This is a genomic window from Halomonas sp. ATBC28 (genome assembly GCF_005937175.1).
Classification (GTDB): Bacteria; Pseudomonadota; Gammaproteobacteria; order Pseudomonadales; family Halomonadaceae; genus Vreelandella; species Vreelandella titanicae.
This window is the reverse complement of sequence record NZ_VCQL01000008.1, coordinates 100443-117620: the sequence shown is the minus strand read 5'-3', so window position 1 is coordinate 117620 and position 17178 is coordinate 100443. Positions and strand designations below refer to the sequence as shown.

General features: G+C 49.1%; 12 protein-coding genes. All 12 read right to left on the bottom strand.

Going from position 1 to position 17178, the window contains the following annotated elements; translation table 11 throughout:
• Positions 1–147: 147 nt before the first annotated feature.
• Positions 148–1356, bottom strand: a complete 1209-nt coding sequence (locus E0L35_RS11045; protein WP_138800306.1) for a glycosyltransferase family 4 protein — start codon at positions 1354–1356, stop codon at positions 148–150.
• A 158-nt stretch (positions 1357–1514) separates the two neighbouring features.
• A complete protein-coding gene (locus E0L35_RS11040) occupies positions 1515–2873 on the bottom strand; it encodes a UDP-glucose/GDP-mannose dehydrogenase family protein (protein ID WP_138800305.1) in 1359 nt (452 codons plus the stop codon).
• Between the two features lie 50 nt (positions 2874–2923).
• Positions 2924–3991 carry an NAD-dependent epimerase gene (locus E0L35_RS11035; RefSeq protein WP_138800304.1) on the bottom strand — a complete coding sequence of 356 codons (1068 nt, stop codon included), beginning with the start codon at positions 3989–3991 and terminating at the stop codon, positions 2924–2926.
• A 68-nt stretch (positions 3992–4059) separates the two neighbouring features.
• Entirely contained in the window at positions 4060–5244 is a 1185-nt protein-coding gene (locus tag E0L35_RS11030; protein WP_138800303.1) for a hypothetical protein, read from the bottom strand.
• 216 nt (positions 5245–5460) lie between these two features.
• The gene (locus E0L35_RS11025) at positions 5461–7461 is read right to left on the bottom strand and encodes a nucleoside-diphosphate sugar epimerase/dehydratase (protein WP_138800302.1); all 2001 of its coding nucleotides are present in this window, start codon (positions 7459–7461) and stop codon (positions 5461–5463) included.
• Positions 7462–7514: 53 nt separating this feature from the next.
• Positions 7515–8660 (bottom strand): hypothetical protein, encoded by a 1146-nt coding sequence (locus tag E0L35_RS11020; protein ID WP_022523694.1) that lies wholly within the window; start codon positions 8658–8660, stop codon positions 7515–7517.
• Between the two features lie 24 nt (positions 8661–8684).
• On the bottom strand, positions 8685–10499 hold the full coding sequence (locus tag E0L35_RS11015; RefSeq protein WP_138800301.1) for an ABC transporter ATP-binding protein: 1815 nt from the start codon (positions 10497–10499) through the stop codon (positions 8685–8687).
• A gap of 6 nt (positions 10500–10505) precedes the next feature.
• Positions 10506–12761 carry a polysaccharide biosynthesis tyrosine autokinase gene (locus E0L35_RS11010; RefSeq protein ID WP_022523695.1) on the bottom strand — a complete coding sequence of 752 codons (2256 nt, stop codon included), beginning with the start codon at positions 12759–12761 and terminating at the stop codon, positions 10506–10508.
• Between the two features lie 28 nt (positions 12762–12789).
• Complete coding sequence (locus E0L35_RS11005) at positions 12790–13944, bottom strand: polysaccharide export protein (protein WP_009286547.1); 1155 nt, start codon at positions 13942–13944, stop codon at positions 12790–12792.
• 474 nt (positions 13945–14418) lie between these two features.
• Positions 14419–15411, bottom strand: coding sequence for a phosphoribosyltransferase family protein (locus E0L35_RS11000; protein ID WP_009286546.1), 993 nt, complete (start codon positions 15409–15411; stop codon positions 14419–14421).
• 649 nt (positions 15412–16060) lie between these two features.
• On the bottom strand, positions 16061–16498 hold the full coding sequence (locus E0L35_RS10995; protein WP_009286545.1) for a low molecular weight protein-tyrosine-phosphatase: 438 nt from the start codon (positions 16496–16498) through the stop codon (positions 16061–16063).
• A 51-nt stretch (positions 16499–16549) separates the two neighbouring features.
• Positions 16550–17176: an ElyC/SanA/YdcF family protein gene (locus E0L35_RS10990; protein ID WP_249362130.1), complete on the bottom strand. Its 627-nt coding sequence runs from the start codon at positions 17174–17176 to the stop codon at positions 16550–16552.
• Positions 17177–17178 lie beyond the last annotated feature (2 nt).

Sequence of the window (17178 nt, the reverse complement as noted above, 5' to 3'; positions counted from 1 at the left end):
TAGATATATGGTGACCACCAATCGAAATACCTATTGCATCAGAGATGCCGCAGCTATTAAATTAGATAAAATCAGGAAATTAGTATCGAGGCTGTTAGTACTTTTGCAGGGTATAATGTAGATAACACGCAGTACTACGCTACAATTTTATTTAGCAGTAATAGTATCAAATGGTTTTTGCACCCTATTACGAAGCTCTGGTTTTCCTATACCCATTGCTTCAAGCATAACGGCATTGACTTTATGCACATCGTATTTATCTTTAGCAATCTCGTGGGAGCGCTGTCCCATGGTTTTAACTAAAGCTGGTCTGTCAATAAAGTGTTGCATGGCTTTAACAAGCGCATCGACATTTTTTACAGGTATCAAGTAGCCGTTATCGCCATTAGTGACGGTTTCTCGACATCCAGGTGCATCGGTAGTGATGACCGCTCGCCCCATAGACATGGCTTCCAGAATTGAGCGCGGCGTGCCTTCTCGGTAATAACTAGGCAGTACAAAAACGCTACTCTCGGCAAGTGCCGGGCGCACATCATTCAGCCAACCCAAGTGTTCAAGCGATCCCTCCCCCACCCAAGTATCCAGCTCTTGTTGCGAAATCGTATCGGGGTTGCTGTCGATATCACCAGCCAGTTGAAATACTACCTCAGGGCGCTGCTGCTTGATTCGCCTAGCTGCCTCAGCGTACTGGCGGACACCTTTGTCTGCCAACAAGCGAGCAACCAATAAAAAACGTGGCGGCCCATCAGGTAAAGGGGCTGCAGCAAAATGCGCCATATCGACCCCTGACCCATTGAGTACTTGGGAAGGTACGCGATCGCGTAGTATTCCCAAATCACGAAATAAGCTTTCATCATCGGGGTTCTGGAAAAACACCTTATCCACCTTATTCAAAGCTGCCGAATACAGCCTACGCACCAGATGGAAAACCAGAGCGCGCTTACCGCGTGCCTCTCCGGCAAAGGCATATCCCAGGCCAGTGATCAATGCATAACGTTGAGGAACCTTCGCCAGCCAAGCCGCCAACATCCCATACACCACCGGCTTGATGGTATATGCCAGAACGACATCGGGTCGTATATTACGCATCAACAAGTAAAGTGCTTTTAGCGTCAAAAAATCATACCACGGGTTAAGGCCTGTTCGTTGCATGGGGATATCGTGAACAAATACTCCCCAAGCCTCTAACTGGCGGCATGTCCTTGGATCATCATGTAACCCTGGTGATGCCGCATGTACTTCTAATCCTGCACTAATCAGGCTTTGTACGAGCGGCCCTCGAAAATTGACTAAGGAATAGCTAGAGCCCGACACTAGCAAAAAGCGACGTTTTGGTTTATTAAGCTTAGAGTTCATGCTGCCTCCTCAACGAACACCAGATAGTAAAAAAATTACCAGCTAAAAACATATAAATTCTAAAATATAAACGCCTACTTATAATAAAGACCCATGCATAACATAAATGCATCCTTAAAGTAGTGAATATAAACAAAACCATGTGATACATGGAATATTTAATTAGAAGCTAGATATGAAGATTCTAATGGGCTGGGCCTACCTACTGAATAATAAGTAAATCCTTTCGCCCTCATTCGGCGCGGCTCATAAATATTACGCCCATCAAAGATAGTGGGTTCAGTTAATTTCTCTTTAATAAGATCAAAATCAGGTGCACGGAAGTTCTGCCACTCCGTGACGATAATCAAGGCGTCAGTATTCTTTAAAGCTGCTTCTTTGGTTCCACAAAGGATTAAGTGATCATGACTCCCGTAGAGACGCTGAGCTTCTTCCATGGCTTCCGGATCATAAGCCTGCACCTTGGCACCAGCTGCCCAAAGTGCCTCCATTAGTACCCTGCTGGGGGCATCGCGCATATCATCAGTGTTGGGCTTGAATGAAAGCCCCCAAATGGCGAAGGTCTTACCCTTTAATTCAGCATGGAAGTGCTGGCTTATCTTATTGAATAGCGTGTTTTTTTGCTCTTTATTACGCGACTCCACTGCTTTGAGTAATTTGGCGTCAAAATCAATGGTATTCGAGACGTGGATAAGAGCCTGCAGATCTTTAGGAAAGCACGAACCGCCATAGCCCACACCGGGATAAATGAAGTCGTAACCAATGCGTGGATCCGAGCCTATTCCTTTACGCACCGCCTCAATATCGGCACCCAGACGCTCAGCTAGGTTTGCCATTTCGTTCATAAAACTGATTTTGGTAGCCAACATGCAATTAGCTGCATACTTGGTCAGTTCGGCACTTTTTACATCCATCACTATGATCTTGTCGTGATTACGATTGAAGGGGGCGTATAGCTCGCGCATGACTTCAATCGTGGCATCGCACTCTGTGCCGATAATAATACGATCAGGCTTTTGGCAGTCTACGACCGCACTACCTTCTTTTAAAAACTCAGGATTAGACACCACGTCAAACGCGATATCATGGCGTCCGCGCCTTTCCAGCACTTTTTCCACCTCGTCACGCACTTTGTCAGCACTACCTACAGGTACGGTGGATTTGTTAATGATAATTTGGTTCTGCTCCATATGTTCGGCAATGGTGGCAGCCACAGTGAGAACGTACTTGAGATCAGCACTACCGTCTTCGTCCGGTGGAGTTCCCACAGCAATAAACTGTACTTGGCCATGGTTGACTCCCGCGGCCGCATCGGTAGAAAACTCAAGGCGCCCAGCGGCGTAGTTCTCTTTTACTAAAGATTCTAGACCAGGTTCATAAATAGGGATGCTGCCCTGCCTAAGTTGTTCGACCTTATGATCATCTAGATCGATGCAAACAACATGATGGCCAACTTCAGCCAGAATAGTTCCTTGAACCAGGCCTACGTAACCCGTGCCGAAAACTGTAACGTTCATTGGATTTCCTAACTGGAGAGTAAAGTGATGAGAAAAATTAGAGAGAAGTTTTATTTAGGCAAGCTATGAATTTCACTTATGGTGCTGCTCGCCTTATTTGGCGAATAGTAACTTCGATACCATTCGACAAACTTGGCAACGCCATGAAAAACTGATGTGGCGGGCCTATAACCAACCTTTTTTTCTAATTCACCTGAATCCGCATAAGTGTCTGGAACATCGCCAGGCTGCAAAGGCAGTAGATCCTTGATGGCCTTTCTACCTAATGCTTTTTCAATGGCTTCGATATAGATGTTGACCGTCACAGGATCATTATTGCCAATGTTGAAGATACGAAATGGCGCATTGCTGGTAGCAGGGTCAGGGTTATCGCTATTCCACTCAAAAGCAGGAGTGGCTATATCATCACTGGCGCGAATAACGCCCTCAACAATATCATCCACATAGGTGAAGTCGCGGGTATGGCAGCCATAATTGAAAACCTGGATGGGCTCATTGGCCAAAATATTTTTGGTGAATTTAAAAAGCGCCATATCTGGGCGCCCCCAGGGGCCATAGACGGTGAAAAACCTTAGCCCGGTGGTCGGTAATCCAAACAAATGACTATAACTGTGGGCCATCATTTCATTGGCTTTTTTGGTGGCAGCATAAAATTGCAGTGGATGGTTGGCTCCTTCATGCTCGGAAAACGGCATTAAAGTATTAGCGCCATAAACACTACTGGTACTGGCGTACGTCAGGTGCGCAATGCTGGAGTAACGACACGCCTCCAAAACATTAGTAAACCCAATCAAGTTACTTTCCACATAACTAAGTGGGTTTTCCAGCGAATAACGAACCCCTGCTTGGGCAGCTAGATGAATAACTCGGTCAAAGTGGTGTTCATTAAAACACTCGGCCACCGCCTGTTGATCAGCTAGATTAGCGCGAATAGAAAGGTAGTCGTTTCTTGTCTCTTTCGCCGTCTGCTCAAGAATTTTTAGGCGCGCCTCCTTAATGGCAGGGTCATAATAGTCATTGACGCTATCAAAGCCGACGACACTATCACCGCGCTCCAGTAGCCGCTTGGCAGTGTGAAAGCCGATGAATCCGGCATGGCCGGTAACAAGAATCTTCATTTAATAACTCCATGACGTGGGAGGAATAGAGGGCATTGGCAGGAGTAGGGCAAATAACAGCGCTAATCTCAGCTGCGTACAAAGCGCTGAATATGGCGCCAGCTCACTCGCCTCAAGCCATCCAACGTCAAGGGCACCAGAGCCACTGAACGCACCATGGCAAGTAACGGACGCGGAAGCTCACTCAGACATAAGGTTCGCGGCAGGCCGGTATAGGGAAACCAACATTGTCGATAGGAGCTCTGCCGGGCTGAAGGAGGTAAATCGCCGGTAAAAATCGAAGGTACGGCGTACCAGGCATAGTTGCCTTTCAGCGTCTTTATTTCGTCAGAACCGGGCTGTAGAAACTCGAAATCGATAATCTTTAGCCCTTGGCAAGGGTCATAGATAAGGTCATGCGGATTAAGATCGATGCATTCATAGCCAAGACTGCGATAGTGCAAAATAACGGCTCTCACGCGCTCGATGGCCCAGATAGGCAGCAAACCATGATTAGAAAAAGGCGCACGAGGCGATAAAATGCGTTCCATGCAATTGGCATAGCGCTCAAACACTAGATAATGAGTACCGACTTCTAGCAGACGGGATACTTCTGGCAGAGAGGCACCGAGTTCACGCGCCTTTACTTCACGCTCTAGGTAGCGCTCACGCCCAGGCCGAAATGTCTTGCAAATCGCCTCAGTGCCATGAAAATCCACCAGCTCTACTTTGGCTCGGCAAACCTCTTTACTTAGGTCAGCTAATACCGGGTAAGGTGTGCGAAATGCTGCATCGTTGCTTAGGGCTGTTTCACGTATCTTACCGATCTGCTCGGGCACCAAGGTTTTGAGATACTTAAACGCCTGATCCGCATCGCGGGAGCAATGTATCGGACTCTGTTGTTCTGCTTTGCTCTCCTCTGGAGAGAGCGTGGCACTGAAGGTTGCCCTGATGGTAGGTAGTCTTAAATTGGGAGAGTCACTCGACATCCGCTTCACCGGTACTGGATGGACATCCTGTACCACAAGCAGAAAAACTGGCGGCGACCCACTGCTGGCAAAATTTCCTTGCTCTTGTCCATCATCAAGCACCCACTGAGCGAGCGCCTGTTGCTGCCCACTTTCGATTGGCACGCTACACAACACATTAAATCCATAGTGATCAAGCAACTTAAGAAGGGTGTCCAGATACGCCAACTCACACTCTCTAATCAGAAAAACAGTAATCCCGGATAGCCACTCTTGTTGCTCGTCATTAGATTGTTTATTCATCATGACTTGCCTCCTTGTGCTAAAGAGAGCACTTATTTTTAAATAAGCATTGATGACATGCTCAATAATGCTTTTCGCATCACTCAAGCATGAAAAGTGGTGATCAGAGCGAGGGGGAAACGGCTCAGTCGCTATGGCGTAGGCGCCGGAAGTAAACGGGTTGCAGCAAAGTTGGTAAGATTCCGTCGTCTTGTGATAGCCAGCGATTCAATAAGATTCTCAACCTTCTTTGGGTACGGAGCGTAATACAGGGCCTAGTCTGGCGACCGACCTTAAGGCTGTGTTCGTTGCATCAACATGTTGGCGTTGCGTGTCTGAGGTCATGGTCTGACGCGCTTTCCATACCAAGTCGGCTATTTCGTCCAAAGGGTTGTAGTCCAGTGGAGCCGACTGCAACAACTGGCGGATACTCAGGTGATCAGTAGCGATAAATGCCTGCTCCAGCTGCTTTAAAAAGGCTTCGAGCCTCGGCCATTCCCAGAAGCGCTCTTTTGAAGTCATGATACGATCATGGCGCGTCTTGCTGACGTCATGACCTATCAACAATTCCTCGTAAAGCTTTTCACCAGGCCGCAAGCCGGAATAGATGATTTCGATATCCCCTTCAGGATGCGCAGCGTCTCTTACCTCCAATCCCGAAAGGCGAATCATATTCATGGCCAGATCATGAATGCGTACCGGCTCGCCCATATCGAGCACGAAAACCTCCCCACCTTCCCCCATGGCGCCAGCCTGGATAACCAGCTGAGCAGCTTCGGGAATTGTCATGAAATAGCGGGTGATATCCGGGTGAGTCACCTTCACGGGGCCGCCCTGCTCAATCTGCTGACGAAACACTGGGACAACGGAGCCACTTGAACCCAGAACATTGCCAAAGCGCACCATGCAGAATCGAGTGTTGGACTGAGAATGTGCGAAGGCCTGACAGATAAGCTCAGTCAAACGCTTGGATGCACCCATGGCATTGGAGGGGCGAACCGCTTTATCGGTGGATACCACCACAAAGGTTTCAACATTGGCCGACATTGCCGCCTTGGCCAGATTCAATGTGCCAAAGACGTTATTACTCACTCCTTGCACGAGATTAAATTCCACCATCGGCACATGCTTGTAAGCAGCAGCGTGGTAGACAGTATGCACCTCGAAACATTCGAACACTGCCTTAAGACTGCCCGAATGCTGCACTGAGATAAGCAATGGTTTTAGCTCGCACCGTGACGCGGTGCTTTCGATATGTTGCTTCAACTCTTGCTCAATGGCGTATAGCGCAAATTCGCAGTTATCGATCAAAAGCAGGCGGACAGGATTCTGATCAAGAATCTGACGACACAGTTCACTGCCTATCGAGCCTCCTGCCCCCGTCACCATGACCGATTTATCGCGGATATTGGCCTCCATCAGTTCGGGGAAGGCAGGCACAGACTCCCTACCCAATAAGTCCTCCAGCGCCACATCGCGAAGTTCACTGATTTTGGCTCTACCGGCAATTACATCGGCGCTACCAGGAATTGTCTTAAGAGGCACGGAAAGGCCCGAAAGCCAGTGCAGTATCTCGCGGCGACGCCAACGTGGGGCGCTGGGGATAGCTAACAAGACCATTGTGGCGCGGTGTTCTTGAACCAGAGCAGCTAATGCTACCGGCTGATGTACCCGCAGCCCTTCTACCATGGCGCCTTCCAATCCCCGCCAGTCATCAACGAAGGCCACCGGCTGGTATTCCTCTCCATTGCGCAGAGCAGCCACCAGCTCGCAACCCGCGGCCCCTGCCCCATAAATCACCACTGGCTTGCGCTGTCGAAGCTGACTGTGGCGATACAACTCTCGCAATAGAAAACGCAGGCTACCGATACCCAACAATAAGAGCAGCGCATAAATGATGATAATAGATAGTCCAATGGGCGAGTTAACCATGTAACTGGCCGGCGCTACTAACAAAGTCGATGCCAGCACAACAACAGCGATAGTGGATACAGTGGCATGGCTCATGTAGCGAATGACGGCGCGATAAAGCCCTAACCAGCGGAAAAGCAAAAGGCTTATCGGAACTAACACGCTGATGGTCATCCACAAGGAAATGCTGCTGAGTGGTTGTAGGCTTTCCAGGTGAATCATTGTGGCAAGTTGCAGGCTACCCACCACAATCAAACCATCAAATACAACAAGTACCCGGCGCTTTATGGAGCGCGGCGCCATTGATAACGACTTTATTAAACTAGCCATAGTTATCTCTATCCGTCCTTGCGGGTTGCCAAGTTACAGCGCTGGCAGCCGCATTATTGAAGTGGGCGATCAAAAACGAGATTTTGACGGGAAGCCGCTATCGAGCCTTCTCGATAGAGATGCCAACAGATCACTAGTAGTACCCAGAATAACGTCGCGCGCAGCCCGTTATGAGTAGTGGAATAAATCAATGGCCCTGCTACTCCAGCCCAGATGTAAAGGGGAGCTCGGCGCAATACGGTGGCTATTATCGATAGGAAAAGCACTAGGCCTGGCAAGCCATAAGCAAACAACATGTTAATAAAGGAGGAGTGGATTTCGGCCCCATCATATGGTGCAAAACGCTGCCGTTCGGCTTCTCCTGCCCCCAATATTGCGTAGGCGGGAAAGTTAGTCAGTCGGTCAAACTTGCGTTCTTCATACACACTATCAATTTTGCTTGGTGCTCGATCCATACGCGCTTCCAGGTTGCGCAACACCTGCCCCTCAGTACTAATATTGGCGAGCACAACACCTCCCAATAATAGTGGCACCAGCAGCAACAGGCGCGCAAAGTACTTGACCTGCTTAGCATTTGCTATGGCCCAGCCGATCCCCACCATAGCCCCACCTCCCATAGCGGCCAACGACGACGCCGATAAGATCCCCAACACGCCGCTAGCTAGCCCGGCCAATGCCAAAGGCCTCATTTTAGGGTGAAAATCATCGAGCATTAACAACACCACTACGCCACATAGCGAAAAGTAGGCCAGCTGATTGGGATTATTAAAGCTGCCAGTGGTGCGGTTGATCCCCAAGGCTAATTGCACTAACACATGGCCACCGGCGATCACTAGCGCAATAGAGATGCTATTTCGAATAAGCCCTATGGCACGTTCACCGTAAACGCTTAGGAAACGCAGCAGCCCCATACCGATTAAAAAATTGAACAGGAAAAACTGGGCTGGTCTAAAAAATTCAGTGGTTTCCATCACTAACGTCCAGCTAAGGCATACCATTACTACCCACAACACCATTAATCCCCAGCACATAGCGAAGGGTGAAACTTTCAGGTGTTTGTCTCCTAATGACATCAAAAGCATCACGCCGGCAAAACCGATCAGCACAAAATCAGCCAGCTGTGGCCCACCGCTGGGAAACAAATAAAGGCTGCTTAGCGAAAGCCCCACAAACAGCAATAGCGCACCGATCAGATTCATGGCGATACCTTTTTTCTACTGTGGCTAGAGGTTAGCCATCATCTGGAAGGTATGATTGCGACTGGCCAGGTCATCATAAGTACCTGCATCACTTACTTGCCCGTCCTCAAGCATATAAATTATGTCGCACTCTTTGACCGTGGCCAGGCGGTGGGCAATAAGCACCACCGTCATTTGGCCTGCGAAGCGCTGGATATCTTCCATCACACGACGTTCGGTGATCCCATCCAGAGCACTGGTGGCTTCATCAAAAACTAATACACTGGCTTGCTGATAAAGAGCACGGGCGATACCCAAACGCTGACGCTGTCCCCCTGATATCTGCACTCCGCGCTCCCCGATTCTAGTTTCGAGCCCTTCGGGAAATCGCATGATCAGTTCATCGAGTTGCGCCATGTGTAGGGCTTCTTTGACTCTCTCAACATCAATATTTTCGCGTTCAATGGCAAAGGCGACGTTTTCGAGAATCGTGGCATCGGACAGAAATATCTGTTGCGGCACAAACCCCACACTGGCATGCCAATTCCGCAAGTTCTCCTGCGTTAAAGCCACACCATCAATGAGTATTTGCCCTTGCTGAGGCTCGATCAGACCCAGCAATAGATCCACAGCAGTACTTTTACCACTGCCAGAAGCACCGACTAAGCCGACCATCTTGTTGACCGGAATTGTCAGAGTCAGGCCATTCAGCGCCCGTGCTCGCGCTCCTGGGTAGTCGAAGGCGACCTCATGAATTTTGATTTCTCGCTGAGGAACCCACGGCATTGACTGAGCAGCAGGCTTAGATTCACTGCCTGTTTTCAGTTTTATGGTTTCCTCACTGCTGGCGATCAAATCTTCACGGATTGCATCATAAGCCGCCAGGTTGCCGCGTATTTTAGTAATGGAGGTATAGATTTTCTGAAAGCCAGGCAGCATCTTGAAACCGGCTAGGGCATAAATTGAAAGCGCCGGCAAAATGGCGCCCAGATTGCCTTGGTAGAGGTTAAGCAGGTAAAGAACCAGCAGGATTACCGAACCAAAGGCCACCAGCTCGATAGCATAACGGGGTGCCTCACTCAGTCCTTGTGTTACACCTTGGCCTCGCGCTATGCGGTTGCTGGCCTTTTCAAACCGCGTGGTAAAACTCGCCTGACGATGCAATAAAAGAAGATCTTTGATGCCTCCAAACCCTTCAGTCATCAGCTTGAAGCGTTTCGATTGAGCCTCAGATATACGCCTTCCATTAATGCTGAGAAAGCGCCGCACCGTCTGATAAAGCAGTAGATAAGTGGCGAGGAATATCACTAAGCCGGATATTGCTACAACAGGGTTATAGATAAAGATAGCCAAGCTCATCAAGGTCACCATGACCGCCTTGGCGTTGAGCTCCATCGCTGGATTGATCACCTTTGTCGTAACGCGCTGGACTTCAACGGAGACCTTGCTGATCAGGACACTGGTATTCTGGTTCGAATGAAATAACCAAGGTTGGTACAGATAATAACGATAGAGGCGGCTAGAGAGTTCCGCTCCCACTTGCTCACTGTAGAGCGACAGCCGCCAGGTGGTATACATGGAAATTAACGCTGCCATTAACAACACTCCAAGTACCATACCGCCCAATAGACTCAAGAAGGACTTGTGGCTTTGCATTCCGCTATAAGTATAAGCCCAGGCTAACCAACCATTGCCCTGGAGTTTGCTCATATCGCCGACCACCGCCATAAAAGGCCCAATGGCGATGACACTGGCAATTTGAGCTAGCGCCATCACAATGATCAGTGCCTGAAGCCCTAACAATCGGCGGCGCTGTTGTTGCGTTAGTAAAGAATAAAATTCGCGCAATTGATTAAGCATATTGGCTCACCGGTAAGCATAGAGGTAGCTGCCATAGTATCCGTGACGGCTGCTGGTCGGCTTCTTAACACCATTTAGAATTCCACCTTTGAGCCTCACACCAGCACTCTCAAGACGACGCTTAGCGGCTTTGATCTCGCCAGGAGGGTTCGTGTCGAACCGCACCACCATTAGACTGGTACCAACCAACTTGCCGACTACCGAGGCATCGGTTACCGCCAGAATCGGTGGCGTATCCACGATTACCAAGTCATAGTGCTGGCTTATCGTGTCTAGAAAGTCGTGAAAACTCTGCTGCATCAAAAGCTCTGATGGATTAGGCGGTACGCTTCCTCTTGCCACATAATCAAGCCCATCAAGCTCACTATGGCGAATGGCCTCCTCCACACTGATACGCCGTGCCAACAACTCTGAAAGTCCCTTTATACCCTTACCGTGAAAGGCATGGTGCAAATGGCCGCGGCGCATATCAGCATCGATTAACAACACTTTTTGGCCAGCCTGGGCACATACCGCCGCTAAGTTCGCAGCTATGAAGCTCTTACCTACCCCCGGACTAGCACCAGTAATCATCAACCGATTGTTATCGGATTCGAGCATGGCGAAGTAGAGACTGGTACGAAGCCCACGCAATGCCTCAACGGCAATTTCAGCGGGTTTCTTGACGGCCAGCAAGCCGCGAAAAACTTCTTGGGCTTTCTTGGCACGACGCGGGCGAATACGCTCGGTAAGCCCTGCCTGTTCACCGGAATTCGGTAAGGTGGCATAGACAGGCAGACCCAATTCTTCAAGCTGCTCGGGGGTTTTGATAGACCGGCTGAGCAACATACGAACGATCACTAATAACATTGCCAACAAGGCGCCAAACAGGCCGCTAACAGCGGTTATTAAAGGGATACGTGGAGCAATGGTACCGGGGGACAGCATGGCCGCATCCAAGATACGCACATTGCCTACTGTGCCAGCCTTCACCAAACGCATCTCTTGAAGCTGATTGAGTAGCTGGACATACACTTGCTGATTGACCTGAGTATCCCGAGTAAGACGCAGCACCTCCTGTTGGGTTTCGGGTAATTCACTCACCAGAGCGTTAAGTCGGTCACGCTCGGCTTCTAGCTGGCCGCGCTGTCTCAGTAACGTTTGGTAGTTAGGGTGTGAAGGACGGTACCTCTCAGCCAGATCCGCTTCCCGCATAGCCAACTCACCAAGCTGGTTTTCCACATCGACTACCCGAGTAAGCAGGTTCTGTGTCTCGAACGTCAGGTCGACAGAGTCGCGCTGAGCTCGGTAATCGTTGAGCATGCCTTCGGCATCTGACAATTGGTTGCTAACCTGAGGAATTTGCTCGTTGAGAAAGGCGATCTGTTTTTCTGCTTCTTCTGAATGACGCTGCACGTTTTGAGTCAAAAAGACGCTGGTCAGCGTGTCTAGTGTTGGCTGAATCTGGTTTTGATCCGCCCCGTTCAACGTCAGTTCATAGACGCCCGACTCTAACCCACGCGGAATGATTTCAAAGCGATTCTTCAGCTCACTTATTGCACTAAGAGCAGACGTTCTTACTAATGTGAATTCTGCGCCGGGGTGGGCCTCTGCCTGGCTGACAAAAAGACGATACCCCAATTCATCATTCTGTACCGTTTCCCCAACGCTACCAGTAAGCAGCGTTTCTTCTTCCAGCAGCAGCTCGAATTCACCGCCGTCGAGAAGCCGCAACACATGCTCCCCCCCCACGTTCTCCTCGGGAACATCGAAACGAGCGACTCGCAGTGATTCCCCAGCCCACACATAGGGGTTACTCCAAGCATCATCCACAGAGTCTGCTAACCACTGGCGAATGAATTCAGGCGTGAGGCTCTCGAACCACTGCTGATTAACTCCATGATGAACTAGAAAGTCCCCCACCACCGGCAACCTACGCGGCTCAACCTGAATGGCCAGGTCAAGACGGTCAGCGGTTTCACCCAACACCATACGTGACTGCAGAATTTCGAGCTCAGCAGAGGTAGGGTTGCCTTGTTGCGGCTCCCCCAATGACTCCATAAACGCCAAGTTCGATCCTCGGGTCTCTATCTGAACTAAGGCATCGGCCTGATAAATTCTCGGCTGAGAGCTGGCATTAAAGTAGCCCGCCAGCAGAAAAAATCCCGTCACCGACACAATAAACCAGCGATGATCGGACAGCGTGTCTACCAACTTACGCAGATTAAGCTCATCGCTCTCTCGAGGTGCTGGCGACGGCGCTGGTGAAGGGAAATTAGTCATGGAGATGCCTCATCACTCAGAAAATATATTAAAGCTCACCGGCATCAATAGCAGACGTTGCAAAGTCGCCTGGCAAACTAACTGATGGCAACAGCAGGGAGATCACAGAGTTCCAGCGAGCCAGCGGTGCTGACGTCACGTACACCACATCCTGCGGCTCAAGAGGAAAGCGTGTTCCTAGCAATAAGCGAGTGGCATCCTGAATATCCAACTGATAGACGGTGGCAATTTTCTCGCTACCCGGCGGGTTTCCCCTTACTACGAAAATACCCGACGGCTGGGCGCGATTTTCATTCACACCACCTGCCCTTCCCAATGCATCCGTCAACGTGATGCGTTCATTGCCCAGGGCAATGGCACCTGGACGGCTAACCTGTCCCAGAACGACCACGTTTTGATTTTCCATGGTGGGCACGTGAAGTAGATCGCCATCACGCAGTAACCGGTTTTGTGTCATATCCCCTTGACGCATCATGGCGTAAAGCGATATCACCTCTTCACCACCATTGCGGCTTAGGGTGACATTACGCCAATCCGCATTATCACGTGCCCCGCCTACTTCACTAATGGCATCAAGTACCGTCATCGGCACAATACTCAGAGGCAGAGTGCCGGGGTTTTCCACTGCACCACTGATGTACACTTTTTGGGAGTTAAACGCCGCAATGCCTACCTCTACCTGCGGCTCATTGATTACTGCGGACAATCGCCGTGCGATTAACTCGCGCACCTCGTCAAGCGTCATGCCCTCGACTCTCACACGCCCTACGTAGGGATAGAACATCGTGCCATTGGGCCGTATACGGTTCCCGGTTTCCGCAGCGGAGCGCTCGGCGCCGGCAGGAATCGTTAATTCTGGATGGTCATAGACGATCACGCTTAAAATGTCCCCAGGCCCTACCCGATATTCGTAATCTTGCACTTCTTGATTCAATGCTTGAGACGTGGCTTGCGTGGTAGGCTCTTCTGGGACATACAACCTATCTACAAACTCTGGTGTAATGGGTTGTACGTCCACTCGGCCATCAAGCGATTGGTCGAGCTCGCTTTCATCAATATGCCCGCCTGGGGCCATGGCACAGCCACTTAATATCCCCAGCAGCATGATGAACATTAGATAGCGAACCAGCCGCAATGGGTTTTTTCTGGTTTCTACACCTTCTATTTCTTTGAAATTATTCATTTTTTGTTCCCTTTGCTTTGTGTCTTACCACGCTACCGCCCGGGGATTTTAAATGGCATTTCCCAGAGCCTATTTGGAAACTCGCCTTGGCAGTGCAACCTTCGAGCCGCCATAAGACATGAATGCCATTACGGCAGACAAATATAATGTTACATAAAAAAACAAAAAACATACTTTGATTTACTTCATTGCTGAGGATGAGATAGCTAACGCTATTTAGGCGTTTAGAAATGAGGTTTGGCGTCATGGGTGAGAGGAGAGGAGATCATGCCTAGCGGTATTAAACATTTAATGATAATAAAAAATTTATATTTAAAATTAATAAGTTGTAAAAAGTTACAAAAGAAGAAATTTCAAGTTACAATCGCGGAACAATTGTAATATCGCCTTAATTGAGGGGTTTCTTAGTGACAGTGGTCACATAGAAAAAAGCCACCCTTGGAGGGGCGGCCATAAGTTGGTCTTTGAATCCGCTCACGCCTTTTTGGGTTTCCACCGCTCCCTCAGTGCCGTCTTGAGGGGGCTTGGAAAGCTAGATAAAATCTTTCTTTTGCTGGCGCTGAGAAGGCGTTTCGTATAGCTATGCGATCCCTTTTTGGCGGAGATTTTATCAGACGCTGTATAGACTCTATTATCTTCACAGCAATAAACGGCTTTCCCCGATATTTTTGCAATACTTGCAGCCTGCCTGGTAGCACTCTCAATGAAGAAAGTGTAATCCGAGTTCTTATAGAACAGGCCCTTGTGCGTAGAGTGAATCCCCTGGCGTTGGCGCTCCTCTTTCGAAGGCAGATCCAGCATGACCAAGCGCTCATAGTCAATTCCCTGTTGCTTCAGCCACTGCTCTGTCTGGCTACGGTACTTCTCAAGACGGTTGGTTACCAAGCAGCCGATTCGGCCAGCAGGTAGGAAAAGAAGCTCCGCGTTATTCAAAAACGCAATGTACTGCTCTCCATCATCGTTCTGAAGGTCGGTAGGATCGACGCACAGTACACCATCGATATCGACACATGACTGGGAAAGTATGGCAGGAGTGAAAAGGTTCCACTGGAAAGCACAAGGCGATTCTAGCGTGTAAAAATGAAAATCAACATGTTGCTTACCGTCGGGATCAGCATAGATCGCCAAGGTATCTATTATACAAGGACAGTTTTCGGGGATAGCACTCCGTGCTTCCTGCACAGTCTTCCCTGTAATGACGCTATCATCGACGAAAAGAACTTTTTTCGCGTCCCAGGCGGCTCCCGGCGGCTTTTCTTCCTTTCTACGCAAGCGAGTTTTCAGCGGTTGGTTGTCAATAAAGTCTGGGAGCCCCATCATATCGAGATGCAAACCCAACGCAACCATGCTGGCAGGGATGATGCCGCTACGGGGAATACCGACCACCAGGTCGTAATCCTTCCCGTGAACTTTGAACAAGGACGCAGCGATGTCCTCACTTAAATCACCATAGGATTTGTAATTCATTGTCTATCCCTCCTTATTTATCAGGCTTGACCGCCAAATTAATGGATGGTTAGGTAGAATCGCCTTTCTTGTAAAACCCAGCGGTGATGGCCCTAAACACAAAGACATACTCTCGGTACGTCACGCATCTACTCAAGATGGAGCATCACGCCAGAGAGTTAAAAAGGCTTTTCCGATAGTTTCTGCAATGAACAAAATCGCTTAGTTACGACTTATAGTGGAACGGTAACTTTATCGAATGACAAAATCGTGTCACTTAAATGATAGGTTATATGATATCTCCAGAAAAAATTATTAAAACTACAATAAAAAAATACAAGCATTTGTTTCTGTTAAATTTATCCACCTTCATAGTCTAAAGACAGAAACCTCAATCTTCTACTTTATTGGCATTTAAATCAGGCATTTTTAACAATTTTACTCCTTTAAAATAAATGAGAAAAACAATACATAAACCCCATCATAAATACAAAGACCAACATCTTAAAAACACGAAATACATAATTAAAAAATAGCAAAAAAATCATTACTTAATGATTAGTCAACTAAAAATTTTAAAACGAAAAATGGATCTAATACTGACATGCACATTGGCCATACCGCAGACAGATCAAGCAGTAAAAAAGAAAAAGAAGCGATGGCGATGCCTCTAGAGCCTCTCTGCCCACGTAAAGGCAGCGTCCTTTAGCAACATATGGATATGCTCGAAAACTTCCCTGGATTTTCGGTAAGGATCGGGGATATTGCGCCCTTTGCCACTATCTAGCCAACGACCTAGCAATAGCGTCTTACCTAAGGCTTGGGGTACGTGTTGTCCTACGGCACGGCGCTGGCCCTCAGACATCACCAGAATGAGATCGGCTTCCTGTATCATTATCACCGTTAATTGCCGTGCCTGGTGGCTGGTCACATCCAAACCATCGGCCTCGGCCAATTGACGTGCAAACGGGGATACAGGCTCGCCTTCCAAGGCGCCCAAGCCTGCAGAACTGATATGACGCTCGGGTAGCCGCTGTTTAAGAAATGCCTCAGCGACAGGACTACGACAAATATTACCTGTACACACCACTAAAATACGCTCGAACATGTCTTACTTATCTCCTGGGTGAGCAGAGGTAGACGTTTTCAAATGACACCTTCAATGCTCCCACTGAATAGCAAGCAACCCAAGGGTTTCGTAGATTGCCCTCTCAGTCTTGCGTAGCTCACGGGCAGAGGGCAGCCAATAAGCTAGCGCTAATCCCTCCGTTCGATCGGCCAAATAATGGGTAGGTGCAGCAACTGGAGCTAGGCCTGCCGCCTCGAAATGACGCATAGCGCGCGGCATATGCGACGCTGATGTCACAATCAATACTTGCGCACCTTCACCGAGCAGCGCCCGAACTGACTTGGCCTCTTCAGCAGTATCGTTGGGCGACACCAGCGTCACGATACTCTCTGGCGGAACCCCCAATGCTTCGGCAGCTTCGGCGTAACCATGAGCCATGGTCATTTTTGGATCTTGCCCTCCCCCTGACACTACCAGTAGTAAGTCTGGACGCTCATGCCATAGCCGCAGGCCTTCCATCAGACGCAAACCCGAACTTTCGCTGAGCCTGCCGGTTATCGACCAAGGGCGCTCCGGCTGCCAACCACCCCCGAGGACTACCACTGCTTCGATGTTCTGCTCTTCAGGCCATTTCTCCCAAGCGACATATTGAGACTCCAACGGCCCTAGCAAATTATCTGCCACTGGTGCCCAGGCCGCCAGCAATAGCAAGAGCATTG

Coding starts and splice junctions, on each gene's coding strand:
- E0L35_RS11045 (WP_138800306.1), bottom strand. CDS start 1,356: ATGAACTCTAAGCTTAATAAACCAAAACGTCGCTTTTTGCTAGTGTCG.
- E0L35_RS11040 (WP_138800305.1), bottom strand. CDS start 2,873: ATGAACGTTACAGTTTTCGGCACGGGTTACGTAGGCCTGGTTCAAGGA.
- E0L35_RS11035 (WP_138800304.1), bottom strand. CDS start 3,991: ATGAAGATTCTTGTTACCGGCCATGCCGGATTCATCGGCTTTCACACT.
- E0L35_RS11030 (WP_138800303.1), bottom strand. CDS start 5,244: ATGATGAATAAACAATCTAATGACGAGCAACAAGAGTGGCTATCCGGG.
- E0L35_RS11025 (WP_138800302.1), bottom strand. CDS start 7,461: ATGGCTAGTTTAATAAAGTCGTTATCAATGGCGCCGCGCTCCATAAAG.
- E0L35_RS11020 (WP_022523694.1), bottom strand. CDS start 8,660: ATGAATCTGATCGGTGCGCTATTGCTGTTTGTGGGGCTTTCGCTAAGC.
- E0L35_RS11015 (WP_138800301.1), bottom strand. CDS start 10,499: ATGCTTAATCAATTGCGCGAATTTTATTCTTTACTAACGCAACAACAG.
- E0L35_RS11010 (WP_022523695.1), bottom strand. CDS start 12,761: ATGACTAATTTCCCTTCACCAGCGCCGTCGCCAGCACCTCGAGAGAGC.
- E0L35_RS11005 (WP_009286547.1), bottom strand. CDS start 13,944: ATGAATAATTTCAAAGAAATAGAAGGTGTAGAAACCAGAAAAAACCCA.
- E0L35_RS11000 (WP_009286546.1), bottom strand. CDS start 15,411: ATGAATTACAAATCCTATGGTGATTTAAGTGAGGACATCGCTGCGTCC.
- E0L35_RS10995 (WP_009286545.1), bottom strand. CDS start 16,498: ATGTTCGAGCGTATTTTAGTGGTGTGTACAGGTAATATTTGTCGTAGT.
- E0L35_RS10990 (WP_249362130.1), bottom strand. CDS start 17,176: ATGCTCTTGCTATTGCTGGCGGCCTGGGCACCAGTGGCAGATAATTTG.